This is a genomic window from Arthrobacter hankyongi (genome assembly GCF_022012395.1).
In the GTDB taxonomy this organism is placed as follows: Bacteria; Actinomycetota; Actinomycetes; order Actinomycetales; family Micrococcaceae; genus Crystallibacter; species Crystallibacter hankyongi.
In genome coordinates, this window is the sequence record NZ_JAKLTQ010000001.1 from 509,362 (window position 1) to 534,816 (window position 25,455).

The 25,455-nt window shown below is 68.4% G+C and carries 22 protein-coding genes; 7 read left to right on the forward strand and 15 right to left on the reverse strand.

Annotated features, from left to right (window positions below; genetic code table 11):
* Positions 1-3: 3 nt before the first annotated feature.
* Positions 4-1,383 (forward strand): MFS transporter, encoded by a 1,380-nt coding sequence (locus tag LVY72_RS02260; RefSeq protein WP_237817819.1) that lies wholly within the window; start codon positions 4-6, stop codon positions 1,381-1,383.
* Between the two features lie 96 nt (positions 1,384-1,479).
* Positions 1,480-2,235: a cis-4-hydroxycyclohexanecarboxylate dehydrogenase gene (gene chcB2, locus LVY72_RS02265; RefSeq protein ID WP_237817820.1), complete on the forward strand. Its 756-nt coding sequence runs from the start codon at positions 1,480-1,482 to the stop codon at positions 2,233-2,235.
* Positions 2,236-2,242: 7 nt separating this feature from the next.
* On the opposite strand, the gene LVY72_RS02270 is transcribed toward chcB2, so the two are convergent.
* From LVY72_RS02270 to LVY72_RS02280, 3 genes are read right to left on the reverse strand one after another with little or no spacing between them, the layout of a single operon-like run.
* Entirely contained in the window at positions 2,243-2,698 is a 456-nt protein-coding gene (locus tag LVY72_RS02270; RefSeq protein WP_237817821.1) for a DUF3237 domain-containing protein, read from the reverse strand.
* Between the two features lie 10 nt (positions 2,699-2,708).
* Positions 2,709-3,221: a hypothetical protein gene (locus LVY72_RS02275; protein ID WP_237817822.1), complete on the reverse strand. Its 513-nt coding sequence runs from the start codon at positions 3,219-3,221 to the stop codon at positions 2,709-2,711.
* A gap of 13 nt (positions 3,222-3,234) precedes the next feature.
* On the reverse strand, positions 3,235-3,579 hold the full coding sequence (locus LVY72_RS02280; protein WP_237817823.1) for a P-II family nitrogen regulator: 345 nt from the start codon (positions 3,577-3,579) through the stop codon (positions 3,235-3,237).
* A gap of 92 nt (positions 3,580-3,671) precedes the next feature.
* Between LVY72_RS02280 and LVY72_RS02285 the strand changes: the two genes are divergently transcribed.
* On the forward strand, positions 3,672-4,088 hold the full coding sequence (locus tag LVY72_RS02285) for a DUF4282 domain-containing protein (protein ID WP_237817824.1): 417 nt from the start codon (positions 3,672-3,674) through the stop codon (positions 4,086-4,088).
* 12 nt (positions 4,089-4,100) lie between these two features.
* On the opposite strand, the gene LVY72_RS02290 is transcribed toward LVY72_RS02285, so the two are convergent.
* A complete protein-coding gene (locus LVY72_RS02290) occupies positions 4,101-6,746 on the reverse strand; it encodes a PEP/pyruvate-binding domain-containing protein (protein ID WP_237817825.1) in 2,646 nt (881 codons plus the stop codon).
* 157 nt (positions 6,747-6,903) lie between these two features.
* On the opposite strand from LVY72_RS02290, the gene LVY72_RS02295 reads away from it, so the two are divergent.
* Positions 6,904-7,404 (forward strand): flavin reductase family protein, encoded by a 501-nt coding sequence (locus tag LVY72_RS02295; RefSeq protein ID WP_237817826.1) that lies wholly within the window; start codon positions 6,904-6,906, stop codon positions 7,402-7,404.
* A gap of 230 nt (positions 7,405-7,634) precedes the next feature.
* On the opposite strand, the gene LVY72_RS02300 is transcribed toward LVY72_RS02295, so the two are convergent.
* Together LVY72_RS02300 and LVY72_RS02305 are read right to left on the reverse strand one after the other, a co-directional pair.
* On the reverse strand, positions 7,635-8,036 hold the full coding sequence (locus LVY72_RS02300) for a hypothetical protein (RefSeq protein ID WP_237817827.1): 402 nt from the start codon (positions 8,034-8,036) through the stop codon (positions 7,635-7,637).
* A gap of 121 nt (positions 8,037-8,157) precedes the next feature.
* A complete protein-coding gene (locus tag LVY72_RS02305; protein WP_237817828.1) occupies positions 8,158-8,460 on the reverse strand; it encodes a hypothetical protein in 303 nt (100 codons plus the stop codon).
* 229 nt (positions 8,461-8,689) lie between these two features.
* On the opposite strand from LVY72_RS02305, the gene LVY72_RS02310 reads away from it, so the two are divergent.
* Positions 8,690-10,096, forward strand: a complete 1,407-nt coding sequence (locus LVY72_RS02310) for an NAD-dependent succinate-semialdehyde dehydrogenase (RefSeq protein WP_237817829.1) — start codon at positions 8,690-8,692, stop codon at positions 10,094-10,096.
* Positions 10,097-10,149: 53 nt separating this feature from the next.
* Here the strand turns inward: LVY72_RS02310 and LVY72_RS02315 are convergent, their stop codons facing one another.
* The 8 genes from LVY72_RS02315 to LVY72_RS02350 form a co-directional block, all read right to left on the reverse strand.
* Positions 10,150-11,550, reverse strand: coding sequence for a dihydrolipoyl dehydrogenase family protein (locus tag LVY72_RS02315; RefSeq protein WP_237817830.1), 1,401 nt, complete (start codon positions 11,548-11,550; stop codon positions 10,150-10,152).
* A gap of 35 nt (positions 11,551-11,585) precedes the next feature.
* The gene (locus LVY72_RS02320; protein ID WP_237817831.1) at positions 11,586-12,584 is read right to left on the reverse strand and encodes a cation diffusion facilitator family transporter; all 999 of its coding nucleotides are present in this window, start codon (positions 12,582-12,584) and stop codon (positions 11,586-11,588) included.
* Positions 12,581-12,727, reverse strand: a complete 147-nt coding sequence (locus LVY72_RS02325; RefSeq protein ID WP_237817832.1) for a hypothetical protein — start codon at positions 12,725-12,727, stop codon at positions 12,581-12,583. Before LVY72_RS02325 ends, LVY72_RS02320 begins: the two co-directional genes overlap by 4 nt.
* 94 nt (positions 12,728-12,821) lie before the next feature.
* On the reverse strand, positions 12,822-14,042 hold the full coding sequence (locus LVY72_RS02330; RefSeq protein WP_237817833.1) for an acyl-CoA dehydrogenase family protein: 1,221 nt from the start codon (positions 14,040-14,042) through the stop codon (positions 12,822-12,824).
* A gap of 35 nt (positions 14,043-14,077) precedes the next feature.
* Complete coding sequence (locus LVY72_RS02335; protein ID WP_237817834.1) at positions 14,078-15,517, reverse strand: APC family permease; 1,440 nt, start codon at positions 15,515-15,517, stop codon at positions 14,078-14,080.
* 316 nt (positions 15,518-15,833) lie between these two features.
* On the reverse strand, positions 15,834-16,034 hold the full coding sequence (locus LVY72_RS02340) for a hypothetical protein (protein ID WP_237817835.1): 201 nt from the start codon (positions 16,032-16,034) through the stop codon (positions 15,834-15,836).
* Positions 16,035-16,515: 481 nt separating this feature from the next.
* A complete protein-coding gene (locus tag LVY72_RS02345) occupies positions 16,516-17,880 on the reverse strand; it encodes an MFS transporter (RefSeq protein ID WP_237817836.1) in 1,365 nt (454 codons plus the stop codon).
* A 124-nt stretch (positions 17,881-18,004) separates the two neighbouring features.
* Entirely contained in the window at positions 18,005-21,871 is a 3,867-nt protein-coding gene (locus LVY72_RS02350; RefSeq protein WP_237817837.1) for a hydantoinase B/oxoprolinase family protein, read from the reverse strand.
* Positions 21,872-22,422: 551 nt separating this feature from the next.
* On the opposite strand from LVY72_RS02350, the gene LVY72_RS02355 reads away from it, so the two are divergent.
* A complete protein-coding gene (locus tag LVY72_RS02355; protein WP_237817838.1) occupies positions 22,423-23,178 on the forward strand; it encodes an isochorismatase family protein in 756 nt (251 codons plus the stop codon).
* A gap of 73 nt (positions 23,179-23,251) precedes the next feature.
* Positions 23,252-24,130 (forward strand): IclR family transcriptional regulator, encoded by an 879-nt coding sequence (locus LVY72_RS02360; protein WP_237817839.1) that lies wholly within the window; start codon positions 23,252-23,254, stop codon positions 24,128-24,130.
* A 422-nt stretch (positions 24,131-24,552) separates the two neighbouring features.
* Here the strand turns inward: LVY72_RS02360 and LVY72_RS02365 are convergent, their stop codons facing one another.
* Positions 24,553-25,374, reverse strand: coding sequence for an IclR family transcriptional regulator (locus tag LVY72_RS02365; protein ID WP_237817840.1), 822 nt, complete (start codon positions 25,372-25,374; stop codon positions 24,553-24,555).
* Between the last annotated feature and the right edge of the window lie 81 nt (positions 25,375-25,455).

A 25,455-nucleotide genomic window follows, 5' to 3' on the forward strand; every position in this document is an offset into this window, starting at 1 on the left:
ATCATGGAAACCACCTCCCACGGCGCCGTTGCCGTGCGCAAGACCCCCGGCAAGGCCGCCCTGGCCTCGTTCCTGGGCAGCACCCTCGAGTACTACGACTTCTTCATCTACGGCACGGCCGCGGCCCTGGTCTTCCCCGCCCTGTTCTTCCCCTCCGACAACCACGCGGTGGGCCTGATCGGCGCCTTCGCCACCTTCGGAGTGGCCTACATTGCCCGTCCGGTCGGCGGCCTGGTGATGGGCCACTTCGGCGACAGGCTGGGCCGGAAGAAAATCCTGCTGATCACCTTGGGAGTGATGGGCGCGGCCTCGCTGGGCATCGGCCTGCTGCCCACCTATGGACAGATCGGCATCTGGGCACCGGTCCTGCTCGTGGCGGCACGGCTGGCCCAGGGCTTCTCGGCCGGCGGCGAGTCGGCCGGTGCCTCCACGCTGACCCTGGAGCACTCGCCCGAGGGCCGGCGCGGCTTCTTCACCAGCTTCGTGATGACCGGCTATGCCTCCGGCATGGTGCTGGCCACTCTGGTCTTCATCCCCATCTCCGCCCTGCCCGAAGACCAGCTGCTGACCTGGGGCTGGCGTGTTCCGTTCTGGTGCTCGATCGCGGTGCTGGCGGTCGCCTACTGGGTGCGGACGCACCTGGATGAGACTCCGGTCTTCGAAGAGGCCCAGGAACACCACGAGGTCCAGCAACTGCCGCTGAAGGACGTGCTGAAGTACCAGGCCCCCGATGTCCTGCGCGTGATCGGGATGTCCATCATGTCCGTGATGCAGACCATCTTCACCGTTTTCGGACTCTCCTACGCCACCGGCACCGCCGGCTTCGAGCGGCCGCAGATCCTCACGGTCAACGCGGTGGCCATCGGCTTGTCAATGCTCGTCATGCCGCTGACCGCGGCGCTCTCGGACCGGATCGGCCGCCGGCCGCTGCTGATCACCGCGGCGGCAGGCTGCTCGGCCACCATCTTCCTGTACTTCTGGACGTTGTCCAGCGGGAACCTGGGGCTGGTCTTCGCGGCGGCATTCCTGAATATGACCCTGCTGTACTCCTGCTTCAACGGGATCTGGCCGTCCTTTTTCGCCGAACAGTTCGCCGCCCCGGTCCGTTACTCGGGCATGGCACTGGGCAACCAGCTGGGCCTGCTGCTGGCCGGCTTCGGACCGCTGATCGGCGGCCTGCTGCTCACCGAGGGCACCAACGGCTGGGTGCCGGTGGCCGTCTTCGGCACGGCGTGCATGGTCATCGCGGGCATCGCCGCGTTCTCCTCGCGGGAAACAGCCTCGACGCCGATCGACGAGCTTGGCGAACCCTACCTTCGGGCCATGGAACGCAGGCGGACCGCTGCTGCCGCGCCGGACAGCCGCGCCGCGGCCCGCCCCTGACTGTACCGCGCCAGGCCAACGGCGGCGGGCGGGCCCCTTTCCGGGGCCGCCCGCCGCCGCAACCAAAAATTCAAGACACACGAAGGGACGGAAACCATGCCTGCAGGACAGCTGCTCGAGGGCAGGGTCACCGTCATCACGGGGGCTGGATCCGGCATCGGCGAGGCAGTCGCCGGCACCATGGCGGCCGAGGGAGCCGCCGTCGTGATGGGCGACGTGGACCCGCGCGCCGGCGCAGTGGCGCAGCGGATTAACGACGGCGGCGGACGGGCGCTCTACCTTCGCACCGACGTCACCGACGAAACCTCCGTCGAAGCCCTGATGCGTACCGCCGTCGAACGCTTCGGGAGCCTGGACATCCTGGTGGCCAACGCAGGCATCCCCGAGGTGAAGGCTCCCGTGCACGAACTGGACCTGGCCCGGTGGCAGCGGGTGCTGGATATCAACCTGACCGGCGTGGCCCTGTGCAACAAGTTCGCGGCCGCCTACATGGTCCGAGCCGGCTCCGGGTCCGTGATCAACATGGCCTCGATCCTGGCCCATGTGGGTCAGGCCAACAGCACCGCCTACTCCGCCGCCAAAGCCGGGGTGGTCAACTTCACCCGCTCCGCCGCGCTGACCTATGCACGGCAGGGCATCCGCTTCAACGCCGTCTCCCCCGGCTACGTGGACACTCCCCTGCTGGCCGAGCTGCCAGCGGAAACCCGCGCGCAGATGCTCGCACGGCAGCCGATCGGCAGGCTCGCCCGGGCGCAGGAAATCGCCGATGTGGTGGTGTTCCTGGCCAGCGACAAGGCCTCGATCATCACCGGTGCCTGCATCAATGCCGACGGCGGGTATACGGCGATCTGAACCGGCGTCAGTTGACCACGAAAACGTTGACCACCACGCTGCCCGGATGCCGCTCGCCGGTGCCGACCAGGATCTTTGAATTCAGCCATTCCCACTTGCCCGAGGCCGTGAACTTCGGCGCGCAGCGGAAGTAGATCCTCGCCGGGTCCACGCTCTCGCCCCGGACCAGGCGCTCGATGTCTTCGGCGGACCCGGAGCGCAGGCCGTAGTTCTCCACGTAGATCCGCTCGCCGCCGTCGGTTTCGATGGCGTACTTCGCCTCCAGCTCGGTCAGCGTATCGCTCTTGAGCAGCTGGAAGTCCGCCCCGTGCGGCAGGATCTTGCCCTTCAGTCCCGGCCCGTCCACGGTGCCGCCCAGGATCGGGATGATCCGCCGGTAGCCGGACGGAGTGGGGCCGATATCGGCCGGGGTGCCGACCAGGACCGTGAGCGTTGCGAGGTAGTCCAGCTGCGGAGTGATCATGACCCCCATCTTAGGCTCGCCGGGGCCGCAGCTGGCCGGCGAGGATGATCCGCCCCCGGTGGAGGATCTCCCTGACAGCGTCCTTTTCCGCATCGTTGAAGGCCGGCCGGAACTGTGTCCCCGCAGGCGTGATGCTGTCCAGGTTGTTGCCGAAGAAGAGCTTGTCGTAGCAGGTCCGGGCGATTGCGCTGCGGTCATCGAGCGAGCAGTCCACGCTGCGGGCGACGTCATCGTACAGGTTCCAGGCATTGAGCAGCCGGGTGCAGATTTCCTCGGACGGCGGCAGCTCCAGCAGGTCCTCGAGCCCGTCCAGCTCCCAGAGATCATCGTCGTCGTCTTCAAGGCTGATACCGAGGCGGAGACCCAAAGCCTGAAGTTCGGCAGCAGTACCGGCCGACGCCACCGTGCCCTGTTCGACAACGACCGCGTCCTTCTGATCGACCGGACCCTCGCCGTCGCCGATCTGCCAGACCAGTGCCAGCCGCCGGCCTTGGAAGCGGATCCACAGGGGGTAGTAAACCATCACCCCTGACACTCTAGGGCCGGATGGCGTCCACGCCCTTTTCCCCCGTGCTGACCCGGATCACCTGCGTGGCCGGAACCACCCAGATCTTGCCGTCGCCGATATGGCCGGTCCGCGCCGCGGCGACGATCTCGTTGATGATCCAGTCCACGTCCTCGTCCGTGGCCAGCAGCTCCAGGCGCACCTTGGGCACGGTTTCCACCTTGATCACCGCCCCGCGGTAGGTTTCCGTGTGCCCGCCCTGGCGGCCGATGCCGGAGACCGTGGTGATGGTCATCCCCGCCACCCCGAGCCCCTTCAGCGCCGCCTTGACGTCCTCGAGCTTCCCGGGCTGGATGACTGCGGTAATCAATTGCATGGCATGGTCCTCCGATCGGCGGCGAAACGGGCTGCCGCCAGCGTACGCGCATTCGTTCCGGACCAGTACGCCGGTTCCCTGCCATCGGGTGAATGGATACGATCAAGGGCATCAAGCACTGCTATCAGGGGCTAGTCATGAAACCGCTCTTCGATTTGTCCTTCACCCGGTTCGTAGCGCCGAGGATGGCAAAATTCGTCTACATTCTGGTCATGGTGCTGGTATTCCTGGGCTACCTCGGCCTGGTCTTTGCAGGTTTCCAGCACAGCGTGGCCTTCGGACTCTTCGTCCTGGTCCTGTTCGGCCCGCTGGTTTCGCTCATCTACCTGGTGTTGGCCCGCATCGGCCTGGAGGCGCTGGTCGCCATCATCCGGACGGCCGAGAACACCAGTACCCTCATGCGGTTGGTCGATGCCCTGCCGGGCGCCGCCGATCCGCCGCGCCCGCGGTCACCGTACCGCAGCTACCCACCGGCGCCGCCGGCACCGCCGGCCGTAACCGGGCTGTAGCGGCGCGGCCGCTCAACGCCCAGGCCCGCCGGCGGCGTCGTCGACGGCCACGGTGCCGGCGGCGCCGTCCACGGTGATGGTCTGGCCGGTTTCCAGCCGCAGCGTGGCATCCGGCACCCCGACCACCGCCGGGATGCCATATTCGCGGGCCACCACGGCACCGTGCGAGATGGATCCGCCCATCTCCATCACCAGGGCCCCCGCGGTCATGAACAGCGGGGTCCAGCCAGGGTCGGTGGACGGAGCCACCAGGATTTCGCCCGGTTCAAGGCGGGCCCCCACCGGGTCCAGGATGACGCGGGCCTTGCCGGTCACGGTGCCTGCCGACGCCGGACTTCCGGTCAGGACCCCGGCGTCCGGCCCGGCGCCCGGTGCCGTACCGGCTGCCGCAGCAGCCGCCGCCTCGACGTCGGTGCCGTCCGAGAGCAGCAGCCGCGGCACATACCGCCGTTGCAGTTCGCGGTCATATTCGCGCCGGCGGCGCGCTACCAGGTCCTTCAGGTCCACCCCGCGCAGGCCCACCCTGGCCTCGTCCAGAGCCAGGAAGTAGATATCCCCGGGGCTGCCGATCCGGCCGTCCCCGGCCAGCACCTCGCCCACCGCGTTAAGCTGGCGGCGCAGGGCGGCAAAGGCCTGGATGATGTAGAACTTGGGCTGCTCGCGCAGTCCGGCCTCCTGCCGGGTACGCCGCAGGCAGAAGCCGACGGCGGCGGCCCGCAGCCGGCCGCCCGGCCGCCGGAGCCGGGCCCGGGCGGTCAAATCCCGGACCTTGTCTTCGGCCTGCGCGGCGGCCTGGGCGAACTGGACATCCGGGGTCGGCTGGCCGCTGTCCACTCGCAGATAGTTGGCGATGACCCCGAGCAGGTGGGCCGGGTCCTCGAACCAGCGCGGAAGGCCCAGGTCGATCTCGGCGACCGCCCGGTGCCCGTAGCGCACCAGGAAGGAGGCCAGACGTTCCTGCAGCGCTGTGGGCAGTGTGCCGGCCAGGTAGCGGCGGGACAGCTCCGCCGCGGATTCGGCGGCCAGGACCCGGACCGACTCGGGATCCTGCCGGACTTCGGTGGACAGCTGCCACAGCTGCAGGTCCATTTCGGTGGTGACGTTGTGCGGCAGCCCGCGCAGCACCACCTGCAGCTCACCCGGTTCGGCGATCCCGCGCAGCAGCCAGCGGGCCAGGCCCAACATGGCGAACCCGGTGGCCGGTGCCGGCAGAACCGACGGCACCAAGGTGGTGAAGGCAGCGGTCAGGTTCCGCGCCACGAAGTCCAACCGCTCTGCCGGGGTGGCAGGTTCAGCCAGCTGCAGCCGCTGCTCCAGCTGCCGTCCCACATCCTGGACCCGGCGCAGTGCCGCCTCCGGACTGACGGCAGCCTCGAGGATCCGCAGCAGGATCGGCACAATCTGCCGCGCGCCGGTGCCGGTGAGGATATTCGGGGACCGGCTGCCTTCTATGGTGGCAAACCGCGGATCCGCATAAAGCCCCTGCAGCAGGGCGGCCGACCTCGCCTCGGCGAGGCGGAACATCCTGAGCATGGTCCGCCGGCCGCTCCTGCTGCGCACCACCGGGGTCAGGTCCACGAACGGCCGCAGGCCGGCCTCGGCCATCCGCCAGCCGGTGCTGGCATTGCGCACATTGCCGATCGCTGCCATACCCATCGGGGTCAAGGGGCGCATGAGTCCCTGGGCCAGGCTGACACACAGGTAGACGCGGTGTCCCTTGGCCGGTGTCCAGCCCTCCGGCACCGGATATAGCGTGGTGATACCCCGCGACTGGGTGAGCCAGAGAGTGCCGTCCCCGTCAACGGCCCATTCCAGGTCCTGCGGGGAGCCGAAAGCATCCTCCGCCTTGGCGCCCAATGCGGTCAGCTCGCGCAGCTGCGCATCGGTCAGGCAGCCCTGCCCGTTTCCTCCGGCCCGGTCTGCCAGCCTCCGCTGCAGCACCCTGCCGGTGGCGGTATCCACCACGTAGTGGTCCGGATTGACCGCACCGGAGACCACCGCATCGCCCAGCCCGGGGCCGGCGTCGACCACGGCCTGGTGTCGGGTGCCGGTCACCGGGTTGGCGGTGAACAGCACGCCCGCAGCGGCCGCGGGCACCATTTCCTGCACAACGACGGCGATGCTGACCTGGTGCTGGCCGATCCCGTGCGCGGCACGGTAGGCCACCGCACGGTCCGTCCACAGCGAGGCCCAGCAGCGGCGTACGGCATCCAGCACGGCCTCGGCGCCGGAGACATTCAGGAAGGTGTCCTGCTGGCCGGCGAAGCTGGCCTCGGGCAGGTCTTCGGCGGTCGCGGAAGACCTGACCGCTACCGGCACGTCCGGGCCCAGCTCCGCATAGGCCGCGCGCACCTCCCGGGCCACCCGGTCCGGCAGGACGGCGGCCAGGACGGCCTCGCGCACGTGCCCGGCCGCGTCGGCCAGACCGGGCAGGTCTGCGGCGTCCAACTGCTCAACCGCCTCGACCGGCCCCTCCAGGCCGATGGCCTCGGCCATGCTGCGGTAGGCCGCCGTCGTCAGGCAGAAGCCTCCGGGCACGGGCAGCCCCGACGCCATCAGAATGCCCAGGTTCAATGACTTGCCGCCGACCTCCGGCAGCATCCCGGCACCGATCCGGGACAGTTCGATGACGAGTTGATCATGGCTCGGCACGTCCATAGCCTCCCCCGGCCTTCGCCCCCGCGGATGGTACGTGCTGCCGACTATATGCCCGCAGCGGCCCCGGCTCAATGGCCGCGTTTGGCCGGGTGTTCGGAGTACGGTGGAAACCGGGGCGTCCGGACCGGCCGGCGCCCCACGGCGGAGCGGAGCAGCAGTGGAGGTCAGGATGCTCGACGGGTTCGTGGACGGGCTCGACTATCCCATGTTCATCGTCACGGCGGCTGCGGCCGGGGCCGGCGGCCAGGTCGACAGGTCCGGATGCCTGGTCGGTTTCGCCACCCAGTGCAGCATCGAGCCGGAACGGCTGCTGGTGTGCCTCTCCAAAAAGAACCACACCTACCGGGTGGCGCGCACGGCGGCGGCGCTGGGCGTGCATGTGCCCGGCGTCCGGCAGCGGGGGCTGGCCGCGCTGTTCGGCGCCACCACCGGCGACGCCCTGGACAAGTTCGCGGAGGTCCGGTGGCGGGACGGACCGGCCGGGGTGCCCATCCTCGCCGACTGTCCGCGCTGGCTGGCCGGCCAGGTGCTGGAGCAGATCGACTTGGGCGACCATGTGGGCTTCGTCCTGGCACCGCTGGCCGCAGGCTCGGCAGGCGGGACGGACGCGCTGCCCTTTTCGGCGGTGGCGGATCTGGAGGCCGGACACGAGGCGTAGAGCGCGTCTCCCCACCGGTGCAGCCAGACGGTGATGGCGTGGATGACGGCACCTGCGCGGCAGGCCAAGGCGGGTCCAGGCGCCGGCGGCCTCTCCAGACGGCCGGCCACAGGGTCCGGCTTCGGTAGGCAGCTCCGGACCTGCTGCCCAGCCGTAACGGGTTCGGTGCGGGACACAGGTCAAGGCTCCCGGGTCCAGCCGCGACGATCAGACGATCAGTGGGACACGATCTAGGTGCCGCCCTTGTCTGGACCTCCACGCTTCCCGGGCCTGAAGGTACTAACGCCGCCGAGACGCAGCTTCATCAAGGATTCGCCGTCTTTTGCTGTCAGTGCGGCCTCCCACACGTGAACCGCAAAAAGGCTCAGCGGGGCGACGCCAACCTCAGCGGCACTCCGGACGTAGCCGACCGTGATGCGTTCCTCTATCACGCTCCACGGCTCGATGAACTCGAAGGCATGGTCATAGGGTGGGTCCAACTGGTACCGGAGACGGGTTGCCGCGCCTGAACCCGCCACCTCGAAATGGCCGTCCCCGTCGCTGAGGCCGTCGATCTGTTCCCGAAGTCTTGCCACGTTTTCCATCCTGCGGCAAAGAACGCCCAGATCGGTTGTCCCGCCGCGCAGGAACATAAGGTTTGTCTCCGGCCCATGAGACATGCCTAGCCGGATTGCGCCGGAGGCCCAGCCGGACGACGGCGGCCGGTGCCATTCGCAATGAATGGCACCGGCCGCCGTCGTTCCCTCCGGGCGCCTAAGCAGTCGGCAGCAGCACCATGGCGTCCTCGTCGGCCCCGGCGCCGAGCACATGCGAGCGCGCCGCCCGTACTTCATCTTCGGGTCCGGCCAGCAGCAGCCGGTAGCCCGTCCCGGCGCCGCCGATGATCGTCTGCAGCTTGGCCAGCGTCTCCCCATTGGCCTGCAGCGCCACCACATGGCGTTTCGGGCAGAATGCGTCCGTCCCGTTCAGCCACGCCGCTGCGGCCTTGTATCCCTCGTTGCCGAAGGACATCGCGATATGGGCGGTTCCGGCTTCCACGGCGGTCAGGGTCTCCACAATGCCTCCTCGTACGGACTTCAACAGGAGACCAGTCTTTCCGGCCAAGGAACCGGGTGGGTTACTTCCCTGTATACGCCGCATGTCCTCCCCGGCAAAACATGGTCGCTGGATTCCGGCGGATCCATAAAGTGCGCTGAGGACCGGCCGGTGCGCTACCGTGGGATGCACCCGTGCCACCGGCATGAGGAACGTCACAGCACGCCGAGCAATCCAGGAGACAGTTTTCGTGACTGAAACCATTAGCCGTACCGCCGCAGATACCACCCTCTACCGCGTCCTGAACCCGGCCACCGGCGAGGTGGTGGAGGAATTCCCCACCGCCACCGACGGGCAGATCCAGGACGCCCTGGCCGCGGCCCACGAGGCGTACCTGGCCTGGCGCCAGGTGCCGATCGCCGAACGCGCCCGCGTGGTGGCCCGGATCGGCGAACTGTTCGCCGAACGTGCCGAGGAGCTCGGTGCCATCATCACCGAGGAAATGGGCAAGCTGCCCCGCGAGGCCCAGGGCGAACTCGGCATGGTCACGGATATCTTCGGCTACTACGCGGCCGAAGGTCCTCAGCTGGCTGCGGACCAGCCGATCAAGCCCATCGGCGGCGGCAAGGCCGTGATCCAGAAGCGCCCGGTCGGCGCGCTGCTGGGCATCATGCCGTGGAACTACCCCTACTACCAGGTGGCCCGCTTCGCCGCCCCCAACCTGGTGCTGGGCAACACGATCATCCTCAAGCACGCCCCCAGCTGCCCGCGCTCAGCGCTGGCCATGCAGCAGATCTTCGACGACGCCGGACTGCCCGCGGGTGCATACGTGAACGTTTTCGCCACCAATGAGCAGGTCGCGGACATCATCGCCGACCCGCGGATCCAGGGCGTCTCGCTGACCGGTTCCGAGCGCGCCGGCGCCGCGGTGGCCGAGATCGCCGGGCGCAACCTGAAGAAGGTGGTGCTGGAGCTCGGCGGGTCGGATCCCTACATCGTGCTGGACACGGACGATGTTGCCCGCGCTGCCAAGACCGCGTTCCGGGCCCGGATGAGCAACTCCGGGCAGGCCTGCAACTCGCCCAAGCGCATGATCGTGATGGCGGACATCTACGACGAGTTCGTTGCCGAACTCACCGCCCACGCGCAGAAGCTGCGGCCCGGCAACCCGGCGGATCCGGAGACCACCTTCGCCCCGCTGTCCTCCCAGCCGGCCGCCGACACCCTGGTCGAGCAGATCCGCGACGCCGTGGACAAGGGTGCCGTGCTGCACGCCGGCGGTTCCCCGGTCGCCGGCCCCGGCTCCTTCGTGGCGCCGACGGTGCTCACCGGCATCACCAAAGACATGCGTGCCTACAGCGAGGAGCTCTTCGGACCGGCTGCCATGGTCTACAAGGTCTCCAACGAGGACGAGGCCGTCGAGCTGGCCAACGACACCGCGTTCGGCCTGGGCGCGGCCGTGTTCAGCACCGACGTTGAGCGCGCCCAGCGGGTGGCGGACCGGCTGGAGGCGGGCATGGTCTCGGTCAACCGCCCCGGCGGGTCCGCCGCCGAACTGCCCTTCGGCGGCATCAAGCGCTCCGGCGTCGGCCGCGAACTCGGCCCGCTGGGCATGGACGAATTCGTCAACAAGCGCCTGCTCTACATCGCCGAGTAACACCTGGCGGCCCGTGTCCTGTCCGTGGCGGGCAGGACACGGGCCGCGCCGGCTCAGTCCTCGAGGTAGGCGGGGGTGAAGAGCAGCGTCAGCCCCTCCGCCATGGTCGGATGGGTGATGACCGCGTCCCGGACCGCCGGGTACTCCAAGCCGCCCAGCATGGCCAGCTGGACGACGGCGATGACCTCGCTGGCCTCGTGGCCGAGCATCGCCGCGCCGAGGATCTTGTCCGTGCGGCGGTCCAGCACCGCTTTCCAGACGCCTTCCAGGTGCCCCACGGTCCGCGCCCGGGGAATCGCGCTGACCGGCATCTTCGCAATCCGCACGTCATGGCCGGCCTCGCGCGCCTGCCGCTCGGTGAGTCCGACACGGCCGAGTTCGGGGGTGGTGAACACGCAGTACGGAACCAGCCGGTCCGTGGTGTTCCGTGGTAGCGCGCCATCGCGGGGCGCCGCGAGGTTCGCCTTGAGCACCCGGTAGTCGTCATAGGAGACGTGCGTGAACTGAGCCGACCCGGCGGCGTCCCCGGCCGCCCAGACGCCACCGGCGGTGGTGCGCAGGTACGCGTCCGTCTTGATGAAGCCGCGCTCGGTCAGCTCGACACCGATCCCCTCCAGGCCCAGCCCGCCGGTCACCGGCGTCCGGCCCAGTGCCACAAGGACCTCGTCCGCGGACACCTGCCCACCGGTGGACAGCGCCACCGACACGGTTCCATCCGCGGCCCGGGAAATCCGTTCGGCCGTGGCGCCGGTGCGCAGCTGGATCCCGGCGTCGTCGAAGCCCTTTTCGACGGCGACGGCAATGTCGTCATCCTCGCGCGAGAGCAGGTGGGAACCGTGGTGGACGATCGTCACCTCGACGCCGAGGGTGTTCAGCAGGTCGGCGAACTCGCAGCCCACATAGCCGCCGCCGAGGATGATGATGCTGCGCGGCAGGGACGCCAACTGCAGCAGTGTGTTGCTGGTGAGCACGTTGGCTTCGGCCAGGCCCGCGATCGCCGGCAGCGCCGGCTCGGTGCCCAGGTTGACGACGACGTCGGCACCGCGCAGGGTGCGCACGCCGCCGTCGTTCAGGGTCACTTCGACGGTGCGCGGCGCCACGAACTTCGCCTCGCCAAGGATGAAGTCCATCCCCGAGCCGGTGAAGGACGCCAGCTGGCCCTTGACCATGGTGCCGACCACGTCTTCCTTGCGGTGGCGCAGCAGGCCGAGGTCCACCCGCGGCTGCTCCACACCGCCGACGCCGAACTCAGCCGACCGGCGGGCAGTCTCCAGCACCCGGCCGCTGTGGATGATCGTCTTGGTGGGGATGCAGGCTACATTGATGCAGGTCCCGCCGATCATGCCCCGCTCGACCATCGCGACCTTCCGGCCCTCCCGGGCCAGGTCCATGGCCAGGGTCTTGCCAGCCTTGCCGCCGCCGACCACCAGCAGGTCGACATCCTCCACGTGCATAGCGCCTCCTTGTAGCCTGTCACTACCGCAGGAATTCAGACCTCGTCGTCCTCGAACAGCGACGGCTCGTCCGGGGTGGAGAGCGTGAAGACCGCCTCCTCGATCAGCTCGTCCTCCTCGAGCCGGCGCTCGATGCCGCGCAGGGCGACGGCGACATGACGTTCGGTATCGTTGCCCACCAGGTCCACCGCCGCGACCAGGTACAGCCGGCCCGGGCCGACGAATTCCATGTGCAGGTAGGTCACCCGTTCGATCTGCGGCTGCTGCAGCAGCATCCTGGCGGTCAGCCGGCGGATCTCGGGTGTCACGGACTGGCCGACGAGGAACCTGCGGTTGCGGTCGATCAGCACGACGGCGATCACGCCCAGCAGCACGCCGATCAGGATCGAGCCGACGGCGTCGGGCACCGCCGAGCCGGTGAGCTCATGCAGCAGGATGCCGGCGAAGGCGATGAGGATGCCGACCAGCGCCGCGGAGTCCTCGGCGAAGACCGCACGCAGCGTGGGATTGGAGCTGTTGACCACGTGCTCCAGCGTGTGGCGCCGGTACCGGGCGGCGCTGCTGCGGGCCTGCCGGTAGGCCTGCAGGAAGGAGACGCCCTCGAGCACAAAGGAGATGGCCAGCACGATGTAGGCGATAACGAAGTCCGCCGCGGGTTCCGGCTCGATCAACTGCTGGATCCCGTGCATGATCGAGAACACCGCACCGGCGGTGAACAGCCCGAACGCGGCGAACATGGACCACACGTAGGCTTCCCGGCCAAATCCCATCGGGTGGGTCTGGTCCCGGCCCTTCTTCGATTTCTTCTCGGCCACCAGCAGGAACACCTGGTTGCCGGTGTCGGCCCAGGAATGCGCCGCCTCGGCGGTCATCGAGGCCGAGCCGGTGACCACCGCCGCCGCCGACTTCGCGGCCGCGACCAGCAGGTTCGCGCCGAAGGCGATGATGACGGTCAGCGTGCTGGAACCGCCTCCCTGCCGCTGCTGCGGGGCGTCCTCGGTCCTGGGGACGGCTATCCCGGGTCTGCGGGTCATGAGGCCGCGGTCAGTCCCTGCGGCGCGGCCTGCTTCATCCGCACCCTGAGCCGGCCCGGCCAAGGCGCGGTCCCGCCGTCGCCCCGGGCGAACGGGGTGCGGGTGCCCCAGATATCCGCAATTCGATCAACTCGATCAATCACTGAAAACTCCTGATCGCCGCTGGCCGGAGCCGGATGCGTTCTCAGGCTATACCTGCCCCGCCGGGCGGGCCAGCGCCCGCCCGGCACCCCCGCCTCAGGTGTACAGCGACACCGGCTGCACGGTGCCGTTGAGGAAATTCGCCCCGACCTCGATCTTCTTGTAGTCCACCGGATCGTGCAGGCTGTGGGTGCGGATGTTACGCCAGTACACGTCCAGGCCCACCGCGTTCGCCGTGGACGAGGCTCCGGTGGCCTCGAACACCCTGGAGGCGACCTCGAGCCCCACCTCGGTGGAAACCACCTTCAGCCCCGCCACAGCCACCTCGAGGCCGGCCCGGTCCGCAGCGGTGACGGCGGCACCGAGGCCGGCGACGTCGTCGTACCGGCGGTTCAGCTGATCCGCGAGCGCGCGGACCGCCTGCGTTTTGGCTACCAGCCCGCCGTAGAGCCGGTGCACCACCGGGTCCTGCGCATAGGTCTCGACGCCGGAGAGGAACCAGGAATTCTTCCGGGCCAGGGTCAGTCCGCGGGCCCGGGCGAGCGCGCCTTCGGCGATGGCCAGGTAGATGTTGCCGAAGAGCAGCTGCACGCCGGGGGTGACCACCGAGGAGAACGGTTCGCCGGTATCGACGCCGATGATGTCCGCCGCCGCGACGGCCACCTCGGTGAAGCGCACTGCCCCGGAGGCCGAGGCGCGCTGGCCCAGATGGTCCCAGTTGTCCAGATGCTCCACGCCGGCACCGCGGGCGTCCAGCGCGAAGACCACCAGCTCGCCGTCGTGCTCGCCGCCGGTGGCCACTGCGGCGGAGATCAGGCGGTCCGCGGCCGCGGCCCCGGTGGCGAAGTGCTTGGTGCCGGAGAGCCGGTAGCCCTCCCCGTCCGCCACCAGCTGCAGGTCCGGGTCCACCGGGTTGAACGCGTCCGCCCAGACCCAGCGGCTGGCGGCACTGGCCCGGTACCAGGCCTCCTGGTCCGCCTGCGCGCCATAGAACGTGATGCAGGCCGAGTTCAGGAAGTGGTACCCGAGGATCTGCCCGATGGAGGCATCGGCCCGGGCGACGGCGCGCACCGCGGCGAAGGCCGTTTCCCAGTGCCCGCCTTCACCACCGGCACTGCGCGGAATCAGGAGGTTGACCAGGCCGGAGCTGCGCAGCAGCTCCAGTTCGGCCACCGGGGCCGCGCCGGCACGGTCGCGGTCGACGGCGTCGCGCGCCAGCTCGGCGGCGACGGTCTCGGCGACGGCGGTCCAGCGTTCCAGTTCGGCGGCGTCGGCGTGCCCGGCCCAGGGGCTGCGGAGAACGGTTTGGGTGGTCATGGCGTTCCTTTCCAAAGTCGGCTGCTGCCGGTAGGTCAATGCAGCACCACGGTGCGCTTGCGGCGGGCCACCAGCGGTCCGGCGGCAAAGGCCAGCACCAGCAGCGCCAGCACGCCGAAGGAGAACGGGCCGTACTCCGGCTCGCCGACCAGGGTGGGCAGGTTCTGCAGGATGATGGCCAGGAACAGCAGCAGGCCGGCCAGGCCCAGGGCCGGGGCGGTGCGCCGCCGCCAGCGGCTGCCGCCGCGCTCCTGCCGGGTGAAGAAGGCCAGGACGGCCACGGAGGTGAGCACCAGCAGGAGCACGATGCCGACCGACGAGATCCCGCCAAGCCAGGTGTAGAACTGCACAATCGGGTCCAGGCCCAGCAGCACGGCGGCGGTGACCAGCACGCCGACCACGCCGGCCGCCGCCAGCGAGGCAAATGCCGGGGAGCCGTGCCGCTCGTGCGGGACGGACAGCCGGCGGGCGAAGACGTCCCGGGCCCCGAGCTGGAAAAGGTACCGCGAGGAAATGTTGTGGAAGGACAGGATGCAGGCGAACAGGCTGGTGACGAACAGCAGCGCGATGATGTGTCCGCCGACCGCGCCCAGGTAGGTCTCCGTCGTCGTCTGCAGGATGGTGCCCGGGTTTTCGGTGGCCTCGGCCACCACGCCGGACTGCCCCACGCCGCTGATCAGCAGCCAGCTGGAGAGGGTGTAGAAGCCGCCGATGGCCAGCAGCGAGATGTAGGTGGCCTTCGGCACGGTCCGGTCCGGATCCCGGGCCTCGTCGCGGAACACCGCGGTGGCTTCGAAGCCGATAAAGCTCAGGATCGCGAACAGGATGCCGAAGCCGGGGGCGCCGGAGAGGATGTCGGACGGGCTGACAATGCCGGTGGAGAAGCCTTCCGGGCCGCCGCCGGAGAAGACGACCGCGGCGTCGAGGGCCAGCACGATGGCCACTTCCGCCAACAGCAGCACCGCGAGCAGCTTGCCGGAGAGTTCGATGTTGCGGTAGCCGAACAGCACGACGACGGCGAAGCCGGCCGCCGCCCACACCCACCAGGGCAGGGCCGGGCCGCCGTAGGACTCCACCAGCGAGGAAAGTGCCGGGCCGAACAGGCCGAACACCCCCGCTTCCAGGGCCAGGTAGGCCAGCAGCGCCACGAAGGCCGCGCCCAGCCCGGCGCTGCGGCCCAGTCCCTTGTCGACGTAGGAGTAGAAGGCACCGGCCGTGGGCACAAAGCGGGTCATGGTCGTGAAGCCGACGGAGAACAGCAGCAGCACCGCGGTGGCGATAACGAAGGCGAACGGGAAGCCGGCGCCGTTGCCGAAGGCGATGCCCAACGGCACCGGTCCGCCGATCACGCCAAGCGGCGAGGCGGCGGCGACCACGATGAAGACGATGCCGGCGACGCCGAGGGAACCGCGGAGCCGGCGGTCCGGGGCGCCGGTGCCGGCCGGCGGCGCGGCCGTGGTGGAGTTTGCGGTCATGGGAGGTCCTCACAGGGGACGGCCCGCGGATGCGGGATCGGGAAGATTGACCGTTAATCTAGTGCGGCCTCCGCACTGTCCCCCGCTTCGTGACCGCCCATGTGCCCCGGTGACGCCCTGTGATCCCCTATGACGCCCCGTTACCCGCTTCCTGCGCCCCACCCGCAAAATTTGGTCATTATCTGCTCCCTCCACTCACAACCACCGCCGGCGCGATCCGCCCCGCCGAATCGCGCGGCAACGACTGCTACAGCAGCACGGTGCGCAGCCGGCCTCCATCGATCCGGCCTTCGCCGAGACGGTCATACCAGGCCCCCTACCCGCACCGGTGCCCGCCGCCCAGCCAGAGGGACACCGGGGCGGCCGCCGGCCCGTCCGTGCCCAGCACGGCGTCGCACAGCTCGAACTGCTTATCAGGCCGGCGGGTCAGGCAGCCGTGGCAGACGTCGCGGAACCGCTCCAGATCGTCCTGCCCGCCGCCATCCAAGCCCCTGCGCACACCGGCCCCAGTAACCATACTGGCAGTGGACCGCCAATACCGGTGGCAAGACCATCACCCGCACCCTCCAGACGATCCTGCAGCAAATGCGGCGCAGCTCCGAAAAGGACCGTCCTGTGCAGCGACATGGCTTCTCCTGCGAAGTGAGGAAGGCTGTGACTGTTGATTCAGGATGGCGGTATTTTCGAAGCTCGGTTTGGCCTTCTTGGTCCGATCGCATCACCTCTTAACGGACGGTCTTGCCGGGCATTACAGTGGTGTTTTACTGCCCGAACGAGAGACCTGGCTGACCACCCTTTGTCCATCGAGGTGTCGAAGGCTGTCCGGTCCGGAATCGGACAGCCTTCAACAGCCTTGGCAGTTGAAGAGCCCTTCGCCAGGCAGGTTCTTCCCCGGCCGGGTACGCCACGCCGTGACGTGATCCGCCCGGCGGCAGTTCCCTGGGGACCAGGGAACTGCCGCCGGGCGGATGGTCTGTGTGGTTCGGGATCCGGGGCTGTCAGTCCGTGCGGACCGTGCGGGGGTCGACGTTCCGGGCGGCGAAGATCAGCAGGCCGGAGGCCAGGATCGGCAGGACGCCCCACCATAGGGTGGCGTTGATCCAGCCGCCGCCGGCGGCGAGGGTGGCGGTGATCAGCAGGCCGCCGAGGATTGCCCCGACCTGGCCGGAGGCGTTGATGATGGAACTGCCCGTGGCCCGGGTGTGGACGGGGAAGCTCTCGCCGGTGAAGAACAGCAGGGCGGAGAAGGGGCCGATGAGGAAGAACAGCCCGGCGCTGTAGAGCCCGACGATGAGCGGGAAGTTCCCGTTCGGCGCCTGGAGCATGATGAAGAAGGAGACGGCACACAGGATCCAGCCGATCCCGATCGCGTTGCGGCGTCCGATCCGGTCCCCCAGCCAGCCGTGGAACAGGTAGCCGGCGAAGGCCGTGGCATTGGAAACGACGAGGATCAGCAGCGCGTTGGTGAACTCGATGTTCTTGCCGTCGGGGGCCGACAGCAGTGACGTGCCGAGGATCGCGAAGGCCAGGACGCCCAGCCAGTTCAGGAGGAAGGCCCCGCCGATCGTCAGGGTGGAGCGCAGCGACTCCCCGCGGAAGACCGAGACGAGCGGGGCGGCCTTCTCCGAGACGTCGATTCCGTACTTGTTACCGAGCTGCTGCGCCTCCTGTACCCGGCCGTCCTTGATCATCTCGTCGATCTGGTGACGGTGGGTGAACTGGGGGCTCTCCTTGAGCCAGCGTCCGGCGATGATGATGAAGACGGCGGGGATGGCGGCCACGACGAAGCAGAGCGCCCACCCGCCGATGGGGAAGAGCAGGTAGACGGACCCGGCAGCCAGCACGGAACCGACCGGCCAGCCGGACTGGACGAGCGAGTAGATCAGACCGCGGCGGCGGGCCTTGGCCGGATCGCTGTTGTGGGCGAACATCTCGTTGAGGTAGGCCGCGTTGATGGCCTGCTCGGCGTAGCCCAGGCCGGCCAGGGAACGCACCAGGACCAGGAACACGAGTCCGAGTCCGGCGGCGATGCCGACGACCCAGCCGACCGTGGCGGTCAGCAGTGAGGCGACGGCGGCACCGGCGACGGCGATCAGGATGCCCTTGCGGCGGCCGATCCGGTCCACGATCGGGCCGATCGCGAAGGCCACGAGCGCGGTGCCGGCGGTCACCCAGGTGTTGATCTCGGTGGACTGGGCCGGACCCAATCCGAGGTCTGCGGCCAGCTTTGGCAGGAGGTTGCCGAAGAGGACGAAGTCATAGACGGCAAAGGTCCAGGCGAAGAAGCAGATCCAGGTGGCCAGCCGGACGTCCTTGGGCCTGACATCAGACTCGACAAATTGGGACATTGGGGCAGTGGACATGACGGTTCCTAAGTCATAGGGATGAGAGGGGCGGGATGATGAGTCCGGAACGACAGGGGGCGGCCCGGAGGCTGGTCTGGCTGACTGGCCTCCGGGCCGCCCTCTCACTGCTGCAGTTCCCCGGTCAGCTGGTGGGGCTGAGCTCGGAGGCCGAATGCTCGCGGCGTTCGGCGGTGGCCTCCAGGTCGACCGTGAGCTGGCCGTCGACCTCCTTGAGGACCACTCCGTAGTCGCGGGCGGCCGCCTCGGCGGTCGTAAAACCGTCCAGCACGTCCTCCAGGACCTTCAGCGGGTCCCGCCGGTACGGATCCCCGAAGCCGCCGCCGCTGGGCACGGTGATCTGGAGGGAGTCACCGGCCAGCAGTTGGCGGCCGGTAACCTTGGAGGGCCAGGACTCCTCGCCCGCGCGGCCCGGGTTCTTCACAAGCGAGCCGTTGAGGCCCTCGTGGCCGCCGAAGGCCCCCCACGGCACGTCCGACTCGTGGCGTTCACCCTCGCAGGTGATCGCGGTGTCGGTCAGGAAGGTGTTCTCCCGCACGATGCCGATGCCGCCGCGGAACTCCCCGGCCGCCGCCGGCTCGGAACGCAGCTCGTAGCGGTCGGTGCGCATCGGGAACCGCCACTCGAGTTCCTCGATCGGGTTGTTGCGGGTGTTGGCGATGAGGTTGTCCACGGAGTCCGGCCCGTCGCTGGTGGCGCGGGCGCCGTAGGAGCCCTCGTTGACCTCCAGGTAGACCCAGTACTCGCCCTGCTTCTCGTCCCATCCCGAGTAGGAGATGAAGTGGATGTGGGCCGAGTTGCCGGCGGTGACCCGGTCGGGGATGACCGGGGCGAGGGCGCGCAGGGCCAGGTCCACGGCGCGCTGCACCTGGGAGAACCGCGAGAACGTGGCCGCCGGGTACTTCGGGTTGAAGATGGTGCCCTCCGGGGCGATCACCTTCAGCGGCTTGAGCATCCCCTCGTTCTGCGGCACGAACACCGGGAACGCGACCTCGTCGAGGAACATCATCCGGGTGATGAACGTGAACGCCGAGACCGTGGTGCCCTCGAAGGCGCAGTTGTACGCGGTGGGCACCTGCGGGCTCGAACCGGTGAGATCGTAGGTGATCTCGTCCCCCTCGACGATCACCTTCACGACGATCGGCAGCTTCTTGCCGTAGTTGCGGCCGTCGTCGTCCAGGTAGCCGACCTCCGTCTCGTAGACGCCGTCCGGGATCTTGGCGATCTCCTGGCGCAGCATCCGCTCCGAGTAGTCGATCCAGCTCTGGCCGGCGTCGCGGACCGCGTCCATGCCGTACCGGTCGACGAGGGCCAGGTAGCGGGACTTGGCCAGCTCGCAGGCGGCGATCATCGCCTGGAAGTCGCCCTCGTTGGAGGTTGGTGTCCGGGTGTTGTTGAGGATGTGCCGGATCAGCGATTCCTGGCGGACACCCTTCTCGTAGACCTTCACCGCCCGGAAGATGGTGCCTTCGGACTGGATGTCCTGGATGTCCACCATCAGCCCGGAGAACGCACCGCCGTTATCGATCAGCTGGCCCGAGGCGCCGGCGAAGCCGACGAGTTCCCCGGCGTGGAAGATCGGTTCGATGATCGCCACGTCCGGGGAGTGGGTGGCCCCCAGGTACGGGTCGTTGTGCAGGATGACATCGCCCTCATGGATGTCATCGCCAAGGACCGAGATCACGCCCTTGACGATCTTGGGCATGGAGCCCATGAACATCGGCGTGGAGTCGGACTCGGCCAGCACGTTGCCGTCCTTGTCGAACAGGCCCGCACCGAGGTCCTCGGACTCGCGGATGATCGAGGAGTAGGCCATGCGGAACAGCACCGAGGCCATCTCCTTGGCTGCGGAGTTCAGGGCGCCGCCGATCACGCGCATCAGGATCGGGGTGGCCAGCTTCTCGGCGGTCTGGGTGGCGGCCGGGCAGTCGATGACCAGGTTGCCGGCGGCGTCCACCGTTCCGGAGAAGCCCGGGGGAATGACAACGGTGGAGTCGTACTGCTCGATGATCGCCGGACCGGCGAAGGCGGTGCCCACGCCCATCCTGTCGCGGTCGTAGAAGCCGGTGTCCACGGTGACCGGTTTGCCGTCCTGTTCGAAGGTCACCGGGCGGGTCTCCACCAGGGCTTCGTCGAGGGAACCGGACTTCGTCGCCTCCGGCGTGGGCAGCTCGTCCATCACGGCGCTGGCCTCGACGCGGATGTTGATGACTTCCACGGTGCCGTTCTTGAAGCGGTGGCCGTACTCCTCGAAGTGGGCGTCGTGGAAGGCGGCCTCGGCCTTTTCCAGCCAGGCCTGGTTGACCGGCCCCTCGGGGGCATTGAAGCGGATCTCGTAGCCCTGGCCCTCGTAGCGCGCGTCGGCCAGCCAGACGAGCCTGCGGCGTTCGGCCGGCACGTCCTCGGCATCCAGCAGGGCGTTGGCCTCGCGCTCCAGCTGCTCGTAGGAGCCCTGGATGGCGGCGGGGTCGGCGCTGGCGAAGGTGAACCGTCGGGTGGCGACGAATTCGTACTTCTCGTCGGTGGCCAGCAGGCCGGTGGCGGCGATGATGCCGGGGTGGGCCGGGATCAGCACCTTCGGGACCTCCAGCTCCGCGGCGATCTCGCAGGCGAACAGTGCGCCGGCACCGCCGGCGGCGACGAGGGTGAAGTCGCGCGGGTCGTAGCCGCGGCGCACGGAGTTCTGCTCGATCGCCTGGGTCATGCCGAACTTCTGGATCTGCAGGGCGCCGAGGGCGGCCTGGTCCACCGACATGTTGAGCTTTTCGGCGAGACCTTCCATGGCCTTTCGGGCGCCGTCGAGATCCAGATCCATACCCGAGCCTGCCAGGACGCGGTGCGGGCGCATGCGGCCCAGCAGCATCTGGGCGTCGGTCGATGTCGGCTCCGTCCCGCCGCGGCCGTAGCAGACCGGGCCCGGGTCGGCGCCGGCCGACTGGGGGCCGACGCGGAAGACCCCGCCGGCGTCGACGTAGGCGATGGAGCCGCCGCCGGCGCCGATGGTGTCGATATCCACCATGGGGACCATGGCCTGGTGGTCGCCGATCTTGGTGTCCAGCAGGTGACGCATGCGCAGTTCACCCTGGTAGGCCACACCGATGTCCGCCGAGGTGCCGCCGATGTCCAGGGTGACGACGTTCTCGAAGCCGGACTGGCGGCCGGCCCACATGCCGCCGATCAGGCCGCCGACCGGTCCGGACATCATCAGGGTGACGGGCCGCTTGGCCGCCTCCTTGATCGGGACCATGCCGCCGGAGGACTGCATCAGCAGGATCTCGCGCTGGTAGCCCAGGGCCTCGGCCTGCTCCTGCAAGCGGTACAGGTAACGCGAGACCCGGGGCCCGACATAGGCATTCAGTGCGGTGGTGGAGAACCGCTCATACTCCCGGTACAGCGGCACGATGTCGCTGGACAGGGACAGGTAGGCCTCGGGGAACTCTTCGGCGACGATCTGCCCGATCCGCTGCTCGTGGGCGGGGTTCAGGTAGGAGTGCAGCAGGCAGACGGCGATGGCCTCGACGCCGGCCGCCTTCAGCTCGCGCACCCGCTCACGGACCTCGTCCTCGTCCAGGGGAACCAGGACGTCCCCGTTCGGGGCGGTGATGCGCTCCTTGACGGTGAGCCGGTGACGGCGCTTGACCAGGGGCTTGGTCTGCCACGGCAGGTCCTGCTGCAGCGAGAAGTTGTGCGGCTTCTTGTGGCGGGCGATGTGCAGGATGTCCCGGAAACCCTCGGTGGTGATCATCCCGACCTCCGCACCGGTGTGCGTCAGCGCGGTGTTGGTGGCCACCGTGGTTCCGTGCACCAGCTGGTCGATCTCCGACAGTGCTACTCCGGCCTTCTCACAGAGCTTTTTGATGCCGTTGATCACGGCCTCGGACGGGTCGTGCGGGGTGGAGGGAACCTTCTCGACCACGGCGATGCGCTGCTCGTCGTTCGAGAAATACAGGTCGGTGAAGGTACCGCCGACGTCTACTCCGATGCGCTTCATGAGGGATCCTTTCGGAAGTGAGGCTCAGGACTGCGTTGATGGGGGAATGGGTTGATGGGGAACTGGGTGATGGGAAACCCGGGGGCCTCCCGGCCGGTTCGCCCTGCCCCGGACGGACCGTCCAGTGAGTAGGGCCCTCGTCCGGCAGCACGCTGTGACTCCGGTCACAACTTGTTGCTTACCCAGAAATATAGTTCCCTTCCAAGCAACACGCAATGGTTTTAGGACTTTTTCTTCTGCTGCCGGGTGGGATGCGGCGGGCGGGGCAGCCCCGCCCGCTTCAGCAAAAGCCCCCTGCCGGCCCGGTGCGGCGGATCCAGGATTTCGGCAGGCTTCGGCTGCAGGCATCCGCGGCCGGACGGGGGGCGGTACGGGATTTTTTCCCGGATCCGCGGAGCGCCGGAAGTGCGGGAAGCGGGGGAAAAATTGGGGGTTACTTGTTGCGGAAGTAGCAACTACAGTGATGGCACAGCAACAAGGAGGAGCAAGGAGCTACCGACCCCCGTTGCCCAATCGACAACATTGCCTCGTCGGCAGAGGGAGTCACGATCATGTGGGAGAACAACCACCAGAAGCTGGAAGCCGAACTCGAAAGCCTGCTGCAGAAGGTCTTCGAAGTCGACACCGAGGAGTACCACAAGCGCGGCTTCAAGCGCCGCGTCGGCTACGGCACCCGGCCGGCCGTCATCCACATCGACATGGCCAACGCCTGGACCCGCCCGGGCCACCTGTTCTCCTGCAAGAACATGGAGACCATCATCCCGGCCTGCCAGGACCTCAACACAGCGGCCCGCGCCAAGGGCGTGCCGGTGATCTTCACGACCACCGCCTACGACGTCCTCGACATGAACCTGCCCTCCGACATGAGCCTGTGGTCCCAGAAGATCCCGGTCGAGACCCTGGACCCCAACTCGGATGCCGTGAAGATCGACGACCGCATCGCCCCGCAGCCGGGCGAGCTGGTGATCACCAAGAAGCGCGCCAGCGCCTTCCCCGGCACGAACCTGCAGCAGTTCCTGACCGTGAACCGGATCGACACCGTCATCATCACCGGTGTCACCGCCGCCGGCTGTGTCCGCCACACCGTGGAGGACGCGATTGCCGAGGGCTTCCGCCCGATCATCGTCAAGGAGGCCGTGGGCGACCGCGTCCCCGGCGTGGTGTCCTGGAACCTGTTCGACATGGACTCCAAGTTCGTCGACGTCGAGCCGCTGGAGAACGTCATCCAGTACCTGAACAACCTGCCCGATTTCGCCGACACCGTCCCGACCCCGGCGATCCCGGTCGCCAAGGCCCCCGTTGCCTGACCGGAACCCCACGCCACGGCGCGGCTCCGGATCTCCGGGGCCCCGCCCGGCGTGCAATGGCGAGGGAGAACCCATGCTGGACTCAGACATCACCACCGGCAAGCCGCAGGGCGCGGCAGCATCGCTGCTTAACGGCCTTACGGTCCTCGAGGCCTTTTCCGTGGCCCAACGTTCCCTCCTGGGCGTCACGGAGATTTCCGAGCTGGTCGGACTGCACAAGAGCACCGTCTCCCGGATGCTCACCGGCCTGACCGAAGCCGGCTACGTCCAGCGCGACGACGACACCGGACGGTACCGCCTCGGACTCGGGATGATCGGACTGGCCGGACCGCTGCTGGCCGAACTGGACGTCCGCCGTGCCGCACTGCCGCATCTGGAAGAACTGACGCAGACCACCGGGGAGACGGCCGCGATCGCCGTCTGGAACGGCATCAACGCGGTGGTCGTGGAACAGACGGCCAGCCCGCACCAGGTCAAGCACAGCGCATCGATCGGCACGCGCTACAACAGGTTCGCCAGCTCCTCCGTCCGCATCTTCCTCGCCGAACTGCCGACCGAGGAAGCCGCCCGCCTCCTGTCGGCAGGGATCATCCTGCGGGACAGCTACCGAGGACTCGACGACCCGGCCCACGAACACCTGGCCGGCATCCGGGAACTGGGATTCGCCGTCAACGACGGCGAGACCACCTTCGAGGAATATGGCGTCTCCGCCCCCGTGCGGGGCTACCGGGGCGCGGCCGTCGGCTGCATCACCGCCAGCGCGCCACGGTCGAGGGTGCAGTTCCAGGCCAGCCAGCCGATCCTGCGCGATGCGGTGCTTCAGGCAGCCGAACGCGTGTCGGCCCGGCTGGGCAGCCGGCCGGCGGAAAACAAATCCAGTGCGCCGACCGTCATTGTGGCTCCTTTAGGGAAGCAAATCGCGCCATTGCGCCCGGCAGCCGGCGTGCGGTGAAATCCGCGAACGACGACAGGGCAGGATCCGGTAGGTCTGCGTGCGGCTTTCCCCGGCGGTCCGCCGGAGCAGGACCAGCACCGGCCCGAACGACTTCGGCCACGGTCTTGCCGGGGCCGAAGACGCGGGGGGTGCAAGTCCGCCGGGCTGCCCTTCTCCAGCACTGTGCGGGCCGAGGGACCGGTCAGTTCCAGCGCGGTAAGGCACTCCGGCCACGGCTCGCTCGCGGAATACGTTTTCCAAGCAGGTCAGCGGGCTGCGGCGCAGTTGGGAAATGTCATATATCACCTGTTCCTCCCGATCTGAAAGAATGCCGTCGGTTACACGGTGCTGCTGACGTTCGCCCAAGAAGCGCGGGTGAACCAGCCCGGCAGGGAAGGTCCTTGCGCCTGACCCGCCGGATTGGCCGCAGAGGCGGACTCTCAGGCTTGGTTCCTTCCCGTGTCCCGGCCCGCGGCCGACCAGCCCAGGCGGATGGATACTTCCAAGGCAGCATGCTGCACGGCTTGAACCAGAGCGTCCCCGGCGGCGTGCTCATGCACGCGGGAACGGGGAGCGGATGCGGTGATGCAGCCAACCACCCTGCCCCGGTAATCGCGGACCGGAGCGGAGACCCCGAACTCCTCCCCGGTTGTCGAACCGTCATTGACGGCGTATGCCCGACGGGCGACATCCTGCAGGTGGGCCGTGTGATCCACCGGCAGGCCATCTCCTGCCGTGCGCAGTATCCGCCCGGATTCAATCAGTTCGGTCGCGAGGCCCGGGGCCAGCTCCGCCAGGAAAACCCGCACCGAGGAGCTCTCGAACTTGTTGTACCGGGTTCCGATGGCGGCAGTGTGTTTGACCTGGTACGGGCTGGCCACCTGCTCCACGACGATGGCCTCATGACCGTTCCAGACCGAGATGGCGCTGGTCTCCCGGGTACTTTCGGTCAGCTGCTCCAAATACGGAACCGCGGCACGGCGGACATCCAGGTCCGCTAGCAATGGCCCGGACAGCGCAATGAGGCCCAGCCCGAGCCGGTACCGGCCCGTCTCCTCATCCCGCTGGACATACCCGGCTTCTGTCAGACCGCCGAGAATGCGCGACACCGTGCTCTTGTGGAGGCCCACGCGCTGGGCAATCTCGGTCACACCGAGAACCGGCTTTTGAACGGAAAAGGCTTCCAGCACGGCAAGACCGTTCAACAGCGAGGCCGCAGCTCCCTGGACCTGCCCGTTGTCCTGCCTCGGCCTGCCTGCCATCTGCATCCTTTCGCGCGGCGTGACCTCCCGCCCCTCTCATGGCCATCATAAGCCGCAGCCCGGGGGCAGATGCGGACGATG

Bases quoted from the DNA above. Each gene is read 5' to 3' on its own strand.
- LVY72_RS02260 (WP_237817819.1), top strand. From the start codon at position 4: ATGGAAACCACCTCCCACGGCGCCGTTGCCGTGCGCAAGACCCCCGGC.
- chcB2 (WP_237817820.1), top strand. From the start codon at position 1,480: ATGCCTGCAGGACAGCTGCTCGAGGGCAGGGTCACCGTCATCACGGGG.
- LVY72_RS02270 (WP_237817821.1), bottom strand. From the start codon at position 2,698: ATGATCACTCCGCAGCTGGACTACCTCGCAACGCTCACGGTCCTGGTC.
- LVY72_RS02275 (WP_237817822.1), bottom strand. From the start codon at position 3,221: ATGGTTTACTACCCCCTGTGGATCCGCTTCCAAGGCCGGCGGCTGGCA.
- LVY72_RS02280 (WP_237817823.1), bottom strand. From the start codon at position 3,579: ATGCAATTGATTACCGCAGTCATCCAGCCCGGGAAGCTCGAGGACGTC.
- LVY72_RS02285 (WP_237817824.1), top strand. From the start codon at position 3,672: ATGGATACGATCAAGGGCATCAAGCACTGCTATCAGGGGCTAGTCATG.
- LVY72_RS02290 (WP_237817825.1), bottom strand. From the start codon at position 6,746: ATGGACGTGCCGAGCCATGATCAACTCGTCATCGAACTGTCCCGGATC.
- LVY72_RS02300 (WP_237817827.1), bottom strand. From the start codon at position 8,036: ATGTTCCTGCGCGGCGGGACAACCGATCTGGGCGTTCTTTGCCGCAGG.
- LVY72_RS02315 (WP_237817830.1), bottom strand. From the start codon at position 11,550: ATGCACGTGGAGGATGTCGACCTGCTGGTGGTCGGCGGCGGCAAGGCT.
- LVY72_RS02320 (WP_237817831.1), bottom strand. From the start codon at position 12,584: ATGACCCGCAGACCCGGGATAGCCGTCCCCAGGACCGAGGACGCCCCG.
- LVY72_RS02330 (WP_237817833.1), bottom strand. From the start codon at position 14,042: ATGACCACCCAAACCGTTCTCCGCAGCCCCTGGGCCGGGCACGCCGAC.
- LVY72_RS02335 (WP_237817834.1), bottom strand. From the start codon at position 15,517: ATGACCGCAAACTCCACCACGGCCGCGCCGCCGGCCGGCACCGGCGCC.
- LVY72_RS02340 (WP_237817835.1), bottom strand. From the start codon at position 16,034: ATGGTTACTGGGGCCGGTGTGCGCAGGGGCTTGGATGGCGGCGGGCAG.
- LVY72_RS02345 (WP_237817836.1), bottom strand. From the start codon at position 17,880: ATGTCCACTGCCCCAATGTCCCAATTTGTCGAGTCTGATGTCAGGCCC.
- LVY72_RS02350 (WP_237817837.1), bottom strand. From the start codon at position 21,871: ATGAAGCGCATCGGAGTAGACGTCGGCGGTACCTTCACCGACCTGTAT.
- LVY72_RS02355 (WP_237817838.1), top strand. From the start codon at position 22,423: ATGTGGGAGAACAACCACCAGAAGCTGGAAGCCGAACTCGAAAGCCTG.
- LVY72_RS02360 (WP_237817839.1), top strand. From the start codon at position 23,252: ATGCTGGACTCAGACATCACCACCGGCAAGCCGCAGGGCGCGGCAGCA.
- LVY72_RS02365 (WP_237817840.1), bottom strand. From the start codon at position 25,374: ATGGCAGGCAGGCCGAGGCAGGACAACGGGCAGGTCCAGGGAGCTGCG.